General features: G+C 52.2%; 16 protein-coding genes. 12 read left to right on the top strand and 4 right to left on the bottom strand.

What is annotated here, in order from left to right:
• Positions 1–45: 45 nt before the first annotated feature.
• The 7 genes from AC0YN0_RS29255 (at position 46) to trhA (ending at position 6,542) form a co-directional block, all read left to right on the top strand.
• The gene (locus tag AC0YN0_RS29255; RefSeq protein ID WP_475824461.1) at positions 46–1,881 is read left to right on the top strand and encodes an FTR1 family iron permease; all 1,836 of its coding nucleotides are present in this window, start codon (positions 46–48) and stop codon (positions 1,879–1,881) included.
• A gap of 112 nt (positions 1,882–1,993) precedes the next feature.
• Positions 1,994–2,365: a LapA family protein gene (locus AC0YN0_RS29250; protein WP_475824460.1), complete on the top strand. Its 372-nt coding sequence runs from the start codon at positions 1,994–1,996 to the stop codon at positions 2,363–2,365.
• Positions 2,366–2,389: 24 nt separating this feature from the next.
• Positions 2,390–3,316, top strand: a complete 927-nt coding sequence (locus AC0YN0_RS29245; protein ID WP_475824459.1) for a TRM11 family SAM-dependent methyltransferase — start codon at positions 2,390–2,392, stop codon at positions 3,314–3,316.
• Between the two features lie 32 nt (positions 3,317–3,348).
• Positions 3,349–3,549, top strand: coding sequence for a hypothetical protein (locus AC0YN0_RS29240; RefSeq protein WP_442051378.1), 201 nt, complete (start codon positions 3,349–3,351; stop codon positions 3,547–3,549).
• Positions 3,550–3,696: 147 nt separating this feature from the next.
• The gene (locus AC0YN0_RS29235; RefSeq protein ID WP_475824458.1) at positions 3,697–5,088 is read left to right on the top strand and encodes a glycoside hydrolase family 26 protein; all 1,392 of its coding nucleotides are present in this window, start codon (positions 3,697–3,699) and stop codon (positions 5,086–5,088) included.
• Positions 5,089–5,148: 60 nt separating this feature from the next.
• Positions 5,149–5,850, top strand: coding sequence for a hypothetical protein (locus tag AC0YN0_RS29230; protein ID WP_475824457.1), 702 nt, complete (start codon positions 5,149–5,151; stop codon positions 5,848–5,850).
• Positions 5,851–5,897: 47 nt separating this feature from the next.
• The gene (gene trhA, locus AC0YN0_RS29225) at positions 5,898–6,542 is read left to right on the top strand and encodes a PAQR family membrane homeostasis protein TrhA (protein ID WP_475824456.1); all 645 of its coding nucleotides are present in this window, start codon (positions 5,898–5,900) and stop codon (positions 6,540–6,542) included.
• A gap of 83 nt (positions 6,543–6,625) precedes the next feature.
• Here trhA and AC0YN0_RS29220 read toward each other — a convergent pair whose 3' ends face one another.
• Positions 6,626–7,444, bottom strand: coding sequence for a lipase family protein (locus AC0YN0_RS29220; protein WP_475824455.1), 819 nt, complete (start codon positions 7,442–7,444; stop codon positions 6,626–6,628).
• 208 nt (positions 7,445–7,652) lie between these two features.
• Between AC0YN0_RS29220 and AC0YN0_RS29215 the strand changes: the two genes are divergently transcribed.
• Positions 7,653–8,621, top strand: a complete 969-nt coding sequence (locus tag AC0YN0_RS29215) for a Gfo/Idh/MocA family protein (protein ID WP_475824454.1) — start codon at positions 7,653–7,655, stop codon at positions 8,619–8,621.
• A 65-nt stretch (positions 8,622–8,686) separates the two neighbouring features.
• Here the strand turns inward: AC0YN0_RS29215 and AC0YN0_RS29210 are convergent, their stop codons facing one another.
• Complete coding sequence (locus tag AC0YN0_RS29210) at positions 8,687–9,904, bottom strand: CorA family divalent cation transporter (protein ID WP_475824453.1); 1,218 nt, start codon at positions 9,902–9,904, stop codon at positions 8,687–8,689.
• Between the two features lie 243 nt (positions 9,905–10,147).
• On the opposite strand from AC0YN0_RS29210, the gene AC0YN0_RS29205 reads away from it, so the two are divergent.
• Positions 10,148–10,720, top strand: a complete 573-nt coding sequence (locus AC0YN0_RS29205; protein WP_475824452.1) for a hypothetical protein — start codon at positions 10,148–10,150, stop codon at positions 10,718–10,720.
• A gap of 68 nt (positions 10,721–10,788) precedes the next feature.
• Here the strand turns inward: AC0YN0_RS29205 and AC0YN0_RS29200 are convergent, their stop codons facing one another.
• Positions 10,789–12,018: an NAD(P)/FAD-dependent oxidoreductase gene (locus tag AC0YN0_RS29200; protein WP_475824451.1), complete on the bottom strand. Its 1,230-nt coding sequence runs from the start codon at positions 12,016–12,018 to the stop codon at positions 10,789–10,791.
• Positions 12,019–12,110: 92 nt separating this feature from the next.
• Complete coding sequence (locus AC0YN0_RS29195; protein ID WP_475824450.1) at positions 12,111–12,986, bottom strand: AraC family transcriptional regulator; 876 nt, start codon at positions 12,984–12,986, stop codon at positions 12,111–12,113.
• Between the two features lie 250 nt (positions 12,987–13,236).
• Between AC0YN0_RS29195 and AC0YN0_RS29190 the strand changes: the two genes are divergently transcribed.
• The 3 genes from AC0YN0_RS29190 to AC0YN0_RS29180 all read left to right on the top strand — a co-directional run bounded on the left by AC0YN0_RS29190 (position 13,237) and on the right by AC0YN0_RS29180 (position 17,111).
• A complete protein-coding gene (locus AC0YN0_RS29190; protein ID WP_475824449.1) occupies positions 13,237–14,409 on the top strand; it encodes a galactokinase in 1,173 nt (390 codons plus the stop codon).
• 57 nt (positions 14,410–14,466) lie between these two features.
• On the top strand, positions 14,467–15,456 hold the full coding sequence (gene galE, locus AC0YN0_RS29185; protein ID WP_475824448.1) for a UDP-glucose 4-epimerase GalE: 990 nt from the start codon (positions 14,467–14,469) through the stop codon (positions 15,454–15,456).
• Positions 15,457–15,521: 65 nt separating this feature from the next.
• Positions 15,522–17,111 carry a UDP-glucose--hexose-1-phosphate uridylyltransferase gene (locus tag AC0YN0_RS29180; protein ID WP_475824447.1) on the top strand — a complete coding sequence of 530 codons (1,590 nt, stop codon included), beginning with the start codon at positions 15,522–15,524 and terminating at the stop codon, positions 17,109–17,111.
• Positions 17,112–17,244 lie beyond the last annotated feature (133 nt).

Raw genomic sequence — 17,244 nt, 5'->3', positions numbered from 1 at the left:
GCAGGACAAGAATTATTAAGCACCATGGGAAGGGGCGAACCGCTTATGTTCGCACGAAATGGCAGCAGTATGAAACGAATAACGATTCGTTTCTGCTTGGCTGCTTTTCTTATTGTAACGATCATTCAATGGAGTACGGTTACAGTCGCTTCAGCAGGCAGCGCGGATACAGCAGAACTGGATCGGCTGTTGCCGCTTGTCGGCGGTGCACTTGTTGAAGCCGGTCAAGGCAAGTGGGAAGAGGCCAAAGGACATGTCGTAAAGGCGGCAGACGGCTGGGTGAAACTTCAGCCGGAAAAGACCAAAGAGGCCGAGGCGGTCGATGCAGCATTGGAAGCTGCGATTACTGCTCTAACGGTGGGAGAGCAAGAGCAGGATGCAGCAGAAGCGAAGTCATCTCTTTCCACGCTTGCCAAGGCCATTAACAGCTATGCAAAGAGTGTAAAGGGCGAACAGGACTCTTCGGGCAAGCTTTCAGGAACGGAAGCGGCTCTTACAATCAAGCCAATCGTTCAGCAATTGCTTGATGCTGTCCAGCAGTCGGACTGGACGAAAGCCGGTGAAGCGTATAAGCAAATAAACGGCGGATGGCCGCAGGTAGAGTCTGCCGTACGCAAAGATAACTTCAAAGTATACGGCCTGTTGGAAACAAAGATGAGTATGCTGCGCATTGCGATTCAAGCTGAACCGCCGCGTGAAGAGCAGGCTACGACAGAAGCAGAAGCCCTCATCCAGCTTATCGAGCAATATGCTGCGGGAAGCATTGCCGACGATGCAGGAAGCGCCGGAACGGAGTTGTCCGTTGCCGGAGCGATAGCTCTGCTGGACTTAGCGCTTAAGGAATCGCAATCCGAGCGCTATGCAGAAGCTGCTGCTCAGATGGAGTCGTTCATCGCGCAATGGCCTTCGGTAGAGGGGGAGGTTCAGCTTCGATCCGCCGCGGTGTATACGAATGTCGAGGTGAGAATGGCTGAGATTGCAGGCTACTTATTGTCTAATCCGCCTCAAGGCGATAAAGCGAACAAGCTCATTGGAGAGCTTCAAGAGCAACTGCGCCCGATGACCGGGGATACGCGCTATACGGCATGGGATGCGGGAATGATTTTGCTCCGTGAAGGGTTGGAAGCGATTCTAGTGCTAGCGGCGCTCCTCGCTTACTTGAAGCGTACGGGCAACGGGAGCAAGAGCAAGTGGATTTGGTCAGGGGTATGGACTGGACTCGCGCTTAGCGGGGTAATGGCATTCGTCCTTACGTACGCCATTGCCAAGCTGGCAGCTGGCAGTGCCCGCGAAGCGATTGAAGGCGTTGCAGGTCTGCTGTCGGTCGTCTTAATGTTGACGGTCGGCAATTGGCTGCACAGCAAGTCCAATATGAAGAGCTGGACTCAATATATCGATAACAAAATGGGCAGCGCGCTGGCGAAAGGCAGTCTATGGTCGTTGTTCGCGGTTTCTGCGCTTGCGATATTCCGCGAAGGTGCGGAAACGACGATTTTCTATATCGGAATGGCTCCATCGATCGAGCCTTTGCAGCTTGCACTAGGATTCGGAGTGACCTTCGTTCTCTTGATCGGACTAGGCTTTGCCATTATACGTTTCAGCGCTAAGCTGCCGATAAAGCCTTTCTTCTTGCTTGCATCAGCGCTGATCTACTATTTGGTCGTTCGTTTTCTTGGCGAAAGCATTCATTCTTTACAGGTTGCGGGCTGGTTGCCGTCGCATACGCTATCCGGATTTCCGACGATTGGCTTCCTTGGGGCGTATCCGACTTGGGAGACGACTATTGTTCAGTCGCTCGTACTCGTATACATTATTACTAAATGGCTGCTTTCAGCTAAGAAGAAGAGTGTAGTGGGTTCCGGCGTTTTGAGTGAAAGTTAATATTTTGTCTTGAGAAGCGGATGCTTGCAGACGAGCATTCGCTTCTTTTTTGCCAATTGTAAGAAATGAATTCGATTTTGTGGTACGATTTGGAGAAAAGGGAGGGAATGAGATGAAGGGACAAGGCATGCTGATCTCAGCGTTCGTATTTGCCCTCGTTATTGCGATATTCGCCGTCATCAATGTGGATTCCGTTCAAGTGAATTTCCTGTTCGCGAAGACGACGACACCGCTTATTCTCGTGATCCTTGTGTCGACCCTCTTGGGCGGTCTGACAGTTGGTTCGTTCGGACTAATCCGTCAATATCGGCTTCAACGGACGATTAAATCGTTGGAGAAACAGCTTCATGAGCTGACAGGCGAGCATGAGACAAGCGGTTCCGGACACCGAAAGGCGAAGGGCACGGAGACTTCCGCGGCTGCACATGCAGAGGAGCGACCGCCAAGCGCAGCAAGCACAGATTCGGAGCCGATGAACGATTAAAGGGAAAGAAAGGCGAGGCGCACCATGTTCATATACACCTATGCTTGCCACGAGGACGAGACGGAGTTATGTCAGCTGGAGCTAAGCTTGCTGCTTGCTCAGCCGTGTGCCGGCGGCGTTGCCCAGAGTGATATTGAGATTGCCGCCAATCGCAGTCCGTTCATTCGAAAAAAGATTCATGTCCAGCTGTCTGCGGGAAGCATGGAGGAGTTAGTCGAGCTGCTTCCTGAAGTAGGGCTGGGTGAAGGCGAGACCTTTAAGGTCGTATTTACGCAAACTGCTGGCGACTCATCAATTACTTATGAGGAACGCAGACAACTAGAGCGGCTGGCAGGGGCTGCAATACGCGGAAAAGCCGAGATGCGAAAGCCGGATCGATTATTCGGACTTATTCGGCTGAACGGCCGCTGGCTGTTCGGCCTCTGCGAGGATAATGACGCGATTTGGCTGGAGCATCAGAAGAAGCCGCAGAACTATTCCACTGCGCTTCCTGTCCGAGCGGCCAGAGCGATCGTTAATATTGCAGCGCCGGGACGTGCGGAAGCTGTGAAGCTTATCGATCCGTGCTGCGGCATCGGAACGGTGTTGATTGAAGCGATGTCGATGGGGATCGATATCGAAGGCGTTGATCTCAATCCGCTGGCCGTGCGCGGCGCAAGAATGAACCTCGCGCATTTCGGCTATGCTGATCGGGTGAAGCTTGCCGATATGCGCGGGCTGACGGGTCATTACGATGCGGCCATTATCGATATGCCCTATAATTTATGCTCGGTTCTCCCCGAGGACAAGCAGCTAGAAATGCTGCGAAACATGAGGCGTTTTGCCGCACGGGCTGTCATTGTGACGACGGAACCAATCGAACGGCTGGCCGAAAATGCGAATTGGTCGGTACAAGCTGTCGCCCGACTTCGCAAAGGATCTTTTACCAGATTTATAACTGTAGTAGAATAAGAATGATGTGGAGCATAAAGCGAGGTGAACCTATGTCTACGAACGAACAAAATGGATCGGCTGAAGAGCCGAAGAAGCTGACTCAAGCCGAACGTGCCAAGCAACTGCTTGCTCAGAAGAAACAAGCGCAAGGTGGGCTGCCTGGTCAGAAGAATCATACGACCGGCACGCAAGAATTGAAGAGCCAGAACACGAAGAAGGTTAACAATCAGCGCAAAAAAATGGGTGTGTAATGCCAGCATAGCCAGCATAGCAGTACCAATAGAGCGAAGGGCCATTAAGCGAGGCGGCCTTATCGCTCTTTTTGTTTTCCCATATTTCCGAATAACGAGTCATCGGACTGCAAAAGCTTTGAAAAAGGAAGTCGGAGGTGACCGTTATTGAATCATAACAGGATGATATTATATAGCCTCGTTGCAGCCCTCTTCCTTCTTCTTTCTCCCGTTCAATCCGTAATGGCTGCCGGGAGTGTACCGATTGTGGAGAAACAGGATTGGACGATTCATGTCAACTGGGCAGAGGCGTGGTACAAATTGGCGAAGGCAGAGCCTGAAACGGGCACTTATCTAGGCGCGTATGTACTACAAGATGAAGCGATTGCGAGCAGCATGAATTCTTTTAACAAGTTAACGGGGCGTACGCATGCGAGCTTCTTCAAATATGTTGGTTATGGACAACCCTTCCCGATGGAATGGGTGGAGCAGGTGAAGTCGGTTGGGGCCTTCCCTCATATCGCCTGGGAACCGAATAAGGGGCTTGCACAGGTGGAGGACGATGCGTATTTAAGACAATTCGCCAAGGACGCAAGCGAGGCAGGTGTACCTATATTTCTGCGCTATGCATCGGAGATGAACGGTACTTGGACTGCTTATGGCGGTGATCCCGCTATGTATAAGCAGAAGTGGCAGCTCGTACACGATCGATTCGCGCAGCTGGCACCGAATGTTGCCATGGTATGGACGGTGCTGACGGTGCCGGAGAAGCCAATAGAGCGTTTCTATCCTGGGGATGCTTACGTTGATTGGGTAGGAGTCAATGTATACAATGTGAAGTATCATAACGGCAATGAAGATGAACCTGCTGCGTTCGAAGATCCGCTAGATCTGCTTAACACCGTCTACAATCGATTCAGCGCTAGGAAGCCGATTCAATTATCGGAGTTTGGCGTTACGCACTATAATACGACTGATCATGCGCATGATATCGGTTTCGCGGCAGCGAAGATCAAGCGGCTGTACGGCAGCCTGGAGCGCAAATATCCGCGTGTCAAAGCTATATTTTATTTCGACGTTAACAATGTAACGGCATACAATAAATCACGAAGAGTGAATGATTATTCTATTGCAACCGAACCGGTTCTGCGAGAGGCTTATCGAACGGCGACATCAATGGGCATAGAGGCTGCAGGCATTACCGACACGTCGCTCGAGGGCAAGCCGGTTCGCCAGCGATTCACGTATAGGGGAGCTGTGTTCGCTGAACGAGGCCGCTTGTACGCGGACGAGCAATTTTACCGAGAGCTGCTTCATTTGAACGTTCGTATCCAGCAGAGCGCTGCCGGGGATTTAGTCGCGGTCATGAAGCGGAGTATGGCAGACGCAGGGAAAGCTGTGCAGTTGCCTATCCTGCAACGCAAAGTATGGAGCGGAATGGAAGCGAGGGGCAGACAGCGCGTTTATCGGTACATGAAGGCGATACCGCTTCGAGACGCGGCTGATGTTTTCGGCCTTAAGCTTAGAATAGAAGGAACTGACATTTACATCGAAGCATGATTTACCGCAAGCTCCCGCATAATGTAATTACAACTTCTTCTGAATTCGGAGGGATCTGTTATGACGGCGAACAATTCTGCATCATCGCTTAGCATATATTTGCTTGCCGGCGTGGCAACAACGACCTGTGCTTTCAACGAATGCCGCAAAAAACTGGATAAGCTGTTTCGAGACGACGGCATTGAGCCTCACATTCATGTGCTTTTTCCTTATGGCGATGCGAGCCAAAGTCTGGTCAGGCAAGTAATCGAGGTGCGGACCGATCTGTCGAATCGTATGACTGCCGGACGGATAGGCGGACGCCGGGCATTCCAACATATTAAACAGTTGAATGAGAATGGCAAGCGTATGCTGCTGATCGGACATAGCGGCGGCGGCGCGGCAGCGTATCAGGCTGCGAGGATGATGGAGGAATACGGTGAAGATAACGATATACGCATCGTACAGGTCGGATCGCCGAAGACGCCGATTCATCCTAAGCTGCAAGCGCGCGTGAGTTACTTCCATTCCGTTGACGGTACCGGCAAGCTCAACGATCCGATTAGCCGGATCGGTAGCTGGGGAGGCTGGACGGCGGCGGGGCGCACGATGCCAAGATGGAATCGGTTGAAGTTCGCTCCCGGCTATGTTGAGGGCATTCCAACCGTTGGCGGTCATGCCGATTATTTTCGCCATACGAAGCCCTATACGGACGAGCAAGCGATCTGCAACCTGGACAAAACGATCGACTCCGTCCGGGGATGGTTGAAAGGGTGGCTATGATGCTTTAAACTGATAATCATCAAGAAAGGTTGGAGGTGGTTGTCAGTATGGCCAATACGCATACGTATACGAAGCGCGAGGAAGTCGCGAATGCGGTTACGCATGGCATCGGCGCAATCTTAAGCATAGCGGCGCTCGTGCTGCTTATCGTGTTCTCATCGTTGAAGGGGACAGCCATGCACGTCGTTAGCTTCACGATATACGGCTCGGCGATGCTGCTGCTCTATTTGGCGTCAACGCTCGTACATAGCTTCCCGGCAGGGAAGGCGAAGCGGGTATTCGAGGCGCTTGATCATTCATTCATATATGTATTCATTGCCGGTACGTATACGCCAATTCTGTTTCACATCGTGCAAGGCACGCTTGGTTGGGTGTTGTTCGGGATCGTATGGGGCGCTGCGGTAGCCGGCGTTATATTCAAGTCCTTCTTCGCATCGAGGTTTCTGTTCACTTCTACACTCGTCTATATCGCAATGGGCTGGATCATCGTGTTCGCCTGGAAGCCGCTAACGACGCATTTGGCGCCAGGCGGTGTGCAAATGCTCATAACCGGCGGCTTATTGTACACATTCGGAACAGTGTTCTATATGTGGCGCAGCTTCCCTTATCATCATGCGGTATGGCATCTGTTCGTACTGGGCGGCTCGATCGTCCACTTCTTTGCGATATTGCTTTATGTGTTGCCTGCTTAAAAAAATAAACGCATTCTCCGCGATTCAACCAGTTTGCTGGCTGATGGCTTCTCGGAAATGCGTTTTTTTTGTAGTCAAAAAAATTATTGCTCTACAGCCGGGCACCAGCCTGGAGGCTCGCTGCAGACCAAGACGGCAAATGCGGGGTCTTCTTTCACTAGATCGGCGAAATAACTGGATAAGATATGATTCCCGGATATAGAACCCATTCTGAACGACCGTTTCACTTCGCCTTTGACATGGAGGTAATAATACGTTTGCTTTGTCTTAGGCGATTGATAGACGTGCGGAGGCAAATGCGGGACAATATCGAACTCGTTCTGGAAGCGCCAATGCGTATTGATAATCGTATTATAGGCGCGGACGAATTTCGGATCGCCTACCCTTGGAGCCCCGAACGTATATACGATGGGCGAGCGGATCGCCGTATTGCTTGCTATATCGATGGCTGCGAGCGTTGCGAGCGCACCGCCGAGACTATGCCCGGTAATAAACAGCGGCTTGTCGGCAGGCAGCGTCTGGATGAGCGCGAGCACTTCATTGCGCGTCGACATATAGATGTCGGTGAAGCCCTTATGCGTTTGCCCGGCATTTTTGACAGGGCGGTATACATTTTGCTGAGCGATGAAGTCGGCAACCCAGTCTTCTGCTGACCCGCTTCCGCGGAATGCAAGGACGGAAGCTTGCTCGCTTGTCAGTACAAAGCCGAATCGTTCTTCGTTGCTGTCATACGCACTGGCCTTGAATTCTCCAACTAAGCTGTATCCTCTTGGAGCTAGAAATAAGCCATCCGCGTAATTGTTGAACTGTACATAGGTTTGTCCGCAAACCGCAGCTAGAAACATGGCGGTTCGCAAATCAAGCTCCTGAGCTCTCGTTGACTTACTCATCGTGACTCCCATCGGCATCCCTCCGTTCATTCATTCCGGTCTATCGTTGTTGTATAGTATGAAGCGGAGCTGCAATAGGTACCTGCGGATTTATTGGCAGGAAAAGAGAAACGTTCATGTTCGATTGGTTGTACATCTTGTGTGCGACACGTATAATTTATAATATAGGAAAGAAGCCGTTTACATTTGACCATATCAATAGGCGAGAGGAGCCATATCGATGACATTGAACATTGGAATCGTCGGCACGGGCTGGTTCGGCCGTATGCATGCCGAGAAGCTGGCGAAGCTTGAGGGCGTTAAGGTTGCCGCATTCACGGCCACTTCGCAGGAGAAAGCGGATCAGGAGGCGGCCAAATACGAGGACGCTAGAGGTTATAGCTCTATTCATACGATGCTGGATGACCGCAAGCTGGATGCCGTATACATATGCGTGCCGCCGTTCGCGCATGGTGAGATTGAAAGGGCGTTAGTGGAAAGAGGCATTCCGTTCTTGGTAGAGAAGCCGCTTGCTGCTGACGAACAGACACCTGCCGAATTGCTTAAGGAAATCGAGAGCAAGAAGCTGATTACATCTGTCGGCTATCACTTCCGCTATATGGACGGAACGAGCCGTGCGCAAGAATTGTTACGCGAGCGGACCGTCGGTATGGCTCTTGGTTATTGGATGGGTTCAATGCCAGGTGTAAGCTGGTGGCGTAAGATGGAGGGCTCGGGCGGTCAATTCGTGGAGCAAACCACGCATATCGTTGACTTGCTGCGTTATACGCTTGGCGAAGTAAGCGAAGTGTATGCCGCATATGGCTCGCGCATAATGGCTGATGTGGAGCAAGGCGTTACCGTACCGGATGTAGGCACGGTGACCTTGAAGCTTGTGAATGGGGCTGTGGCAACGATCAGCAACACTTGCGCAATTCCGGCGGGAGACCGGGTAGGTCTTCATATTTATACGAATAAAGGCGTACTGGAGCTTAGCCATGGGGGACTTCTCGATGTCGAGGCTGGACGCAAAACGGAATACGCGAATCGAACGAATCCATACGAGCTTGAGAATGAAGCTTTTCTCCACGCGGTAAGGACGGGCGATGTATCGCGCATTCGTTCCACCTATGAGGATGCATGGCTGACGCACCGCGTTACGATAGCGGCGAATCAGTCGGCGCTGACGGGCTTGCCCGTGAAGCTGTAATAAACGATTGAACGAAGAAGAGTCCGGTTAGCTGCGAAGGCAGCGCCGGACTCTTCTCGTTATCGTTAAGGGCGTTTCTTGCGGGAACGGCTAAGCGGCGGCTGTGAAGCCTGATCGGAAGACAAGGCAGCCAGTTCCTGAACGGTCGAACGGGGAGATGGGCTGCTAGACTTCATCCGATGCCGATTAGAGCGGCTGAGTCGACTCGGCGGCTCTTGTCCTGTAATGGTCTGAGGCTTGCGGCCGTGAAGCAAATCGCCGGTCCAGCCTTTCTTCCATAACCAGACGTAGATAATCGCCGTGATTACGACGATTATCGTGACCATCAAGGCGAAGCCCCAAGAATCATCCTTCCATGGCAGCTTGATGAAGTTACTTCCCCAGAGCGAGCCAGCAATCGTAGCGGGCAGGAACAGGACGGTGAAGATCGTCAGCGTCTTCATGATGTCGTTGCCGCGGAAGTTGGAGATCGCATCGTCCATCGAGATGAGCGTATCGATCTCAAGCGCATAATGCTTGAGCAGCAGTTCGATCCGATCAAGCTTATGCGTAATCCGCTTAAAGCTCTCCGTTTCCATCAGATCGTTCATGAATGCTTCCTTGGCAGCCCCGTGCAGCTCGCGGATAGGAATGAATAGATGGCTCCAATGGAGCAGATCGTATCTCCGTTCGAAAATAATATCGATCAGGCCCGTACGGTTCTCGTTGCGCATGGACGATTCAAGCTCGCCAAGCCTTGCTTCGAAGCCGTCAAGCCCTTCATGGAACGGTTCCAGGATGACGCTCATCATTGCAAACAGTGCTTCCGGGGCCGTATCGCATTCTCCGAGCTTCTTCGTCAATGCATCTGTCTGCAGCCGCAGCGGCAAACGTATATCGTCATGAATGGTAATGAGCCGTCTGCTTGTCAGCCAAAAGTGGAACGGCTGCACATCGTCGGAATGCTCGGATATTTGAAACATAAGCGTGCCATAAATGACCGGACCTTGCTCATGCGTATCCTCTACGATAATTTGGTTCGTCCGCCGCTCTTCGCAGACGTCCATCCAATTCGCGCATTCCGGGAACAGCTTCTTCGTTTGCTCTATATGTTGTTCGGCTTCCGATTGCTCTGTTGCATGTTCGGCAAGCTCTAGCGCGCTCTTATCCAATAAGGCTGTGGCCGTTTGTTTGGCGGAATCCTTGCGGCTCGGCAGAGGCTCCTTCTGTAGTGGACGATGCCCTGCTTGCTGAAGGACATGCCACTCCCAGCCTGAGGGGTAGCGAAGCATCCGATGTATCATCGTTTGGCCTCCTGCTTGTCCGTTTTTTTCCATACTCATTCCTTCATCATAACCTGAACCGCAAGTATGCACAACCTGCCTCGGACAATATGCGAGCAATAGTCAAAATATCCATTCAGATGCCAAAATACGACTCAATCCCGCCTAAGAGGGGCATAACAAAGATAGCTAAAGCAGCAATGATTCAGGTACATAGGCAGAATCCTTGCTCTATTCTTGCGAATTAGGAGGTTATGGAACGATATGGCTAGAAAAATCGGCGTGTTCGAAAGCCAGCAGCAAGTTATTGAAGCAATAGAACAGTTGGAGCAGGCAGGGTTCGTTACTGGAGAATTGAAGGTGCTTGCGAAGGATGCGGAGCATTCCAGACGCATCGAGGCGGAGAGCGATGTGCATGCGGACGAGATGCGGGAGCTGGAGGACACGGACGGCAATCGATTCGGGCATGGACTCGGGATTGGAAGCTTGGCAATGGGGGAAGCGGCAGGCTTTGGCGGTGCTGGAACGGTTGCCGCTTATGGGGCAAGCACCTGGGGGACGGGAACGGCGCTCGGCGGATTTCCGGCTGCGCTTGCCGCGTTCACGTTATTCGATACAGACGAGCATTCGAGCTCTCTTCATGCGCTAGGGCTTGATGACGAAGAGACCAAAATATGCTCGCAGGCGATAAGCGAGGGCTCTCTCGTACTGATCGTCGAAACGGATGAGAGCAAGTCGTTGCTGGATAAGGATGGCGGTCCAGACTTATCGCGTCTTGGCGCTGCGGAAGCCGTATTTCGCGGCTGCGGCGCCTCATTAATTGTGGCCGGTGCTTAATGAAAAAAACCGCTTGATTGGCCGCGTTCGGAACGGGGCTAATCAAGCGTTTTTTTTCAAATATAGAATTACACACGACTCAGCGACTCGCGGTCTAGAGCTACGACCTTCGACAGGTCATTGGGGATGCCTTTAATTTGATCGCGCAGCAGGTGGGAGGCTATCATGCTATAGATCGAGCCGTTGCCTCCATATCCGAGGCAGTAGTACACATTTGGCCAAGCCGGATCTTCGCCAATAAACGGCAGATTGTCGCGCGACTCCCCGAAGGTGGCATTCCATTCATATTCGACAGGCGCTTCAAGCATTGGGAATAGTGACCGCATCTGATCATAAAGCTTCTCGCTATGCTTTTGTTGCTTTTGCGCATCGTGCAGCGGCTGCTCAATCTCTTCGTCAAGCCCCCCGACTATGACTCGGTTATGATCATCTGTACGCATATACAGATAGGGACGAGCGGTCTCCCATAGAAAGAAATGTTGATGCCAATCAGCAAGGCTTTGCTGAACACCTGTTACGATTGCGAAGGAGCGGTTCAAGCTTGCTTTGATCAACTTGCCTCGGAGCTCTTCCGGTTCATAGCCAATCGCATAGATAACATGCTGCGCTTCAACTTCGTAGCCGTCTGCCGAGCGAAGCAAGTGAGCGCCGTTCTCCAGCGTGCGATGGTCTACAATATCGGTATGCTCGTACGCCTGCAAGCCCGCGTCTACAGCATGCCGCGCCAAGGTGCTGACGAATCGGTACGGATTGATTGCCGCATCTCCGTGGGTGACAATGGCCCCTGACTTGCGGAAAGGAAAATGCTTCGCAATCTTGTCGCCATCCCAGAACTCAACATCGAAGCCGTTGTGATGAAGAGCTTCGTATTCCTTTCTCAACTTTGGCAGATCCTGTTCGCTTGAAGCGTAGTACAAGCTGCTTCTTCGCTTGAATCCTACGTCGACGGCAAGCTGATTGGCAGTTGAGTCAATCTGATCAACAGCTTCCTTGCAGGCTCTGTAGAAAGCAACCGCGTCCTTATGCCCAATCTGATCGATAAGATCACATAACATGACGTCATTGCAAAATTGCAGCATGCCCGTATTCGCGGAAGTACTCCCGCCGGCAATCTCACCGCGTTCGAGCAAGGCGACGGATAAGCCGCTTTGGACAAGCACATGGCTGCAGATCGAACCCGACATGCCGCCTCCGATAACGGCGACTTCGACTGTTATATTTTTGTTAAGCGCCGGCTGCTCCAATGAGTCTCCCATTGTTCCAGGCCAATACAAATGTCCTGTATACAGCTCCTTCATAGATCATCACTCCCGCTCGTAGTATGCCCGAATAATGGGTATTATGATCGACATTAAGTTGGATGAAATAACGCTGCCGCAGATGTCTTGACTTAGGATCGATGCATACTTCTCATGGAGTCGCGGTAGGCCGTTGGCGATTGACCGTATAGCTTGCGAAATTGCTTGGAAAAATACAAAGCATCCTGAAGGCCGACGGAGGCTGATATTTGCTCAACGGTGAGTTCAGGCCGCTCGCGAAGCATATGCCGCGCTTTGTCGATGCGCAGCTTGAGCAGGAAGGTGACCGGGGATACACCTGTCCGCTGCTTGAAGAAGCGGGACAAGTATGCGCGGTTATATCCTAGCGACTCCGCCATTTGCTCGATCGATACAGGGTGCGTGTATTGCGAAGACAAGTAATGGATCATTTGCTGCAGCAGCAAGTCTCCTTGGCCGTGAGCGGTACGAACCGAATCGTCGCCGCCGGCAGCATGCAGCGCCTTCATATATTCGGCCAGCAGCAGATGCAGATGGCCTGTTGCCGACAGCTGTGCATCAGCTCCGCCGACCTTGAACGTCTGGTAGATGCGTCGGAATAGGAGGGCTGCCCGCTTCCACTTCGCCATGCCGATCACTTGCTGATCTGCTTGGAAGCCCGCCGCCGCAACGAGCTCGGCAGCATGCTCGCCGCTGAAGGCGACCCAGCGATAGCGCCATGGATTGGCACTGTCCGATTCATAGCTGATGAGCTGCTTCGGCTCAATGAGAAACGTGTCTCCCGCGGCAAGAGAATGTCTCTTCCCTTCCAATTGGAAGACGCCTTCTCCTTCCAGCACAATATGCATGAGATAGAAGTCGTACACCTTCGGACCAAGCCGGTGGGACGGCTTCGTCTGGCTCTCGCCTGCGAATAATACGTTCAGCCGCGCATGCTCGCCCTGCGCGTGTACCGGGTTGGACGCAACCACATACATTTCTTGCTGCATCTGACTTTACACCTGCTTTACCCATTTAGTTGAAATCCGTAACATGTAACGCGATAAGATCATGATAGCATGTCTGGACAAAGGTACGAAAGTCACATAAATCCATATAAAGAGCACTTCGAGCCATTTTGTTTTCGAAGCAGTTATTTTATACTAAGTTCAGAAACAAACGGTTGATCTGTCAAAACGGCGGCCACGCCGACCCAGCATTAGCTGAACTACATTCGAGGAAAAAGGATCGTGATAGCAAATGGCAAATCTCCAAGCGCTGACACAACAATTTATACAGCAATACGGCGAAGGCAGTAATGAAATCGCAGTATTCCACGCACCGGGCCGCGTGAATCTTATTGGCGAGCATACGGACTACAATGGCGGCTATGTATTTCCGGCAGCATTAACTTTCGGAACGACGCTAATTATCCGCAAGCGCGATGATAACAAGCTCAGTCTGGCAACGACGAACTTCCCGGCATCGAAGCAGTTCTCCATCGATTCGATCGCATACGATGACGCTGACGACTGGATGAACTACCCGAAAGGCATTGTCTATATGCTTCAGCAGAGCGGCGTCACGTTCAAGAACGGCTATGACTTGCTCTACCATGGCGAGATTCCGAACGGCGCAGGCTTGTCCTCCTCGGCTTCCATCGAGGTCGTAACGGCATTCGCCCTGCAAACGTTGGAAGGGCTCGAGATCGACAAGGTGAAGATCGCTCTTCTGTCGCAGAAGTCGGAGAACGAATTCAACGGCGTCAATAGCGGCATAATGGACCAGTTCGCTGTCGCCAACGGTAAAGCGGACCATGCCATTTTGCTTATGTGCGATACGTTGGAATACGAGCTCATCCCGTTCCAACCGGGCGGTTATCAGCTCGTGATCGGCAATACGAACAAACGCCGCGGTCTCGTCGATTCCAAATACAATGAACGCCGCAGCCAGTGCGATCAAGCTGTTGAAGAGTTGAAGGCGGCTTATCCGGAGCTGACATTGCTCGGACAGCTCAGCCTTGAGCAGTTCAATTCGGCCAAACATTTAATTAAGAGCGACATCGTACGCAATAGAGCGCAGCATGTCGTGGAAGAAATCGACCGCGTGCTGCAATCGATCACGGCGCTTCGCGCCAACGATCTGAAGCAATTCGGACAACTGATGAACGGATCGCATGATTCGCTTCGCGATCTGTACGAAGTGACGGGACATGAGCTTGACTCGATGGTAGCGGCTGCACGCCAAGTGCCTGGCGTTCTCGGATCGCGTATGACGGGAGCGGGCTTCGGCGGATGTACGGTATCGCTCGTTCACGAAGACAGCATCGAAGCGTTCAAAGAAGAAGTGGGAAGCAAATATACGGAGGCTACCGGCCTGAAAGCCGACTTCTATGTATGCTCCATCGGCAACGGCGTAGAGCGCTTGGTGTAACGCTATATAGGGTACGGGCAATAACAATTAACGAGCTATAGAGAGGGGAAATGAACAATGGCAGTATTAGTAACAGGAGGAGCCGGATATATCGGTTCCCACGCGGTAGCGGCATTGCAGGAGCGCGGCGAAGAAATCGTCGTCGTGGACAATCTGCAGCAAGGGCATAAGCAAGCTCTGCTTGGCGGCAAGCTATATGAAGGCGATCTTCGCGACGCGGCATTCCTTGACCGCGTGTTCCAAGAGAACGAGATCGATGCGGTCATCCACTTCGCGGCGAACTCGCTGGTCGGCGAAAGCATGAAGGACCCAGGCAAGTACTATCACAATAACGTATTCGGTACGTTGTGCCTGCTTGAGAAGATGAATGAATACAATGTCCGCAAAATCGTATTCTCGTCAACTGCGGCTACTTACGGCGAGCCTGAGAGCGTGCCAATCGACGAGTTCGATCGTACGCTGCCGACGAACGCATACGGCGAAACGAAGCTTGCGATGGAAAAAATGATGAAGTGGTTCGATGTGGCCCACAACATCAAGTTCGTATCGCTGCGCTACTTCAACGCAGCAGGCGCTCATGAGAGCGGCAAGATCGGCGAGGATCATAGCCCGGAGACGCATCTGATTCCTATCGTGCTTCAAGCAGCGCTTGGACAGCGTCCGCATATTTCGGTATTCGGCGAAGACTACGCTACGGAAGACGGCACTTGTATCCGCGACTACATCCATGTAAGCGACTTGGCTGATGCGCATGTGCTTGCCGTAGACCGCCTTCGCAGCGGAGCGGACAGCGCCGTCTACAACCTAGGCAACGGCCAAGGCTTCTCGGTTAAGCAAGTAATCGACATCGCGCGTGCCGTAACGGGCAAAGAGATTCCGGCAGTTATGGAAGCTCGCCGCGCAGGCGATCCTGCCGTGCTCGTCGCTTCGTCGGATCGCGCTCGCAAGGAGCTTGGCTGGAATCCGAAGCGCAATAAGCTCGAAGATATTATTCAAAGCGCTTGGAACTGGCATTCGGCTAATCCTAAGGGCTATAACGACAAGTAATACGTCAGCTATCGCCGTCTTCTGACGGCGATAGCTGTTTCAGATAGAGAAGGGAGCAATACCGTATGACAACCGAACTGCAAGCGCAGGCACCAGCTGTGAGTGCCGAAGATGCGCTGCTGCTTATAGAACGTCTGCTTCAATTCGCGAAGCAGCGGGGCATGATTGACTCGCTTGATGTGCATGCTGGCCGCAACGCCCTGCTGGATCTATTCCAATTCACCGAGCCAATGGAGGGAGAGGTCCCTTCCGAGCGGTTGGAGAGCGCCGTGGAACTGCTCGAGCCGCTGCTTGATTACGGCTATGCCATCCGGTTAATTCCAGACAACACGACGACGTTCCGAGATTTGCTTGACGCGAGAATTATGGGGCTCATCATGCCGCGCGCTTCCGAGGCCGCTGCCGCATTCCAGCGTCTGGCTGCAGCGGAAGGCATTAAGGCGGCAACAGACGCCTTCTACCGTCTGAGCATCGATTCGAACTACATTCGAATGGACCGCATTCGCAAGAACAACTACTGGCTTCACCCAACGGAGTACGGAAAGCTGGAAATTACGATCAATCTGTCGAAGCCGGAGAAGGATCCGAAAGAAATTGCGCTGCTTAAGACGCTTCCGCAGTCGAAATATCCGAAGAGCCTGCTCAGCATCGCCAATGTAGGTTATGCCGGCCGTGCCGATCATCCGGCTCGCCAAAACTTGCGGGTCGTGCCCCTCTCGCTTCAAGGAGAGGAATGGTTCTTCCAGTATTCGCCTTATGTGTATTACAACGAGCATAGCATCGTGTTCAAGGGCAAAGACGAGCCGATGGTTATTACGCATACCTCATTCGCGAGACTGCTTGATTTCGCCCAACAGTTCCCGCATTATTTCGTTGGCTCGAACGCCGATCTGCCGATCGTTGGCGGCTCGATTCTTAGCCATGACCATTACCAGGCTGGGCGTCACGTGTTCCCTATGGAGGTTGCTTCCGCAGACAGCAGCTTTACCGATCCGAAACATCCGGGTGTAAGCTATAGCATCGTGAGCTGGCCAATGTCGGTCGTTCGTCTGTCTGGCGCCGATAAGATTGAGGTGCACAGCGCAGCTTGCCGCATGCTCGATGAGTGGCGGGGCTATAGCGACGAGGCAGCCGATGTTCGGGCCTTTACGGAGCAGGACGGCGGTAATCGCATTCCGCACAATACCATCACGCCGATCGCCCGTCTGAGAGATAACGGCGAATATGAGCTTGATCTTGTCCTTCGCAACAACCGTACGAGCGAAGAGCATCCGGACGGCATCTTCCATCCGCATAAGCATCTGCATCACATCAAGAAGGAAAATATCGGCCTTATCGAAGTGATGGGACTTGCGGTTCTTCCGGGACGATTAAAGGAGGAGCTGGAGCAGATCGCTGCCTATTTGACGGGCGAGAGCGACGCAGGGCTGGACGAAGCAGCACACCCGCTGAACAAGCATGCAGCATGGCTGAGAGAGCTTGTAGCGCGGTTCGGAACGGCTTGCACGCCTGAACAGGCGCAAGTAATCGTGGAAGCAGAGACCGGTGATAAGTTTCTTGAGGTGCTGAAGGATGCCGGCGTATTCAAGCGGACTGCCGATGGCGCTGCCGCTTTCGAACGATTCCTTTCTTCTATGGGCTTGCAAAAGGCTTAAACAATATTTGAAGAAGCATGCCAATCTGGTTGCTTCTTCTTTTTCGTTTTGCAAAAACTGACCTTTAATATACAGTTGTCTGTTTAATAATAAATTATTAATTTGTAAACTGCAAAAATTTATGGTATTTTTT

This window comes from Paenibacillus sp. J22P218 (genome assembly GCF_056269195.1).
The sequence above is the reverse complement of the archived record's forward strand: the minus strand, read 5'-3'. Positions and strand labels throughout refer to the sequence as shown.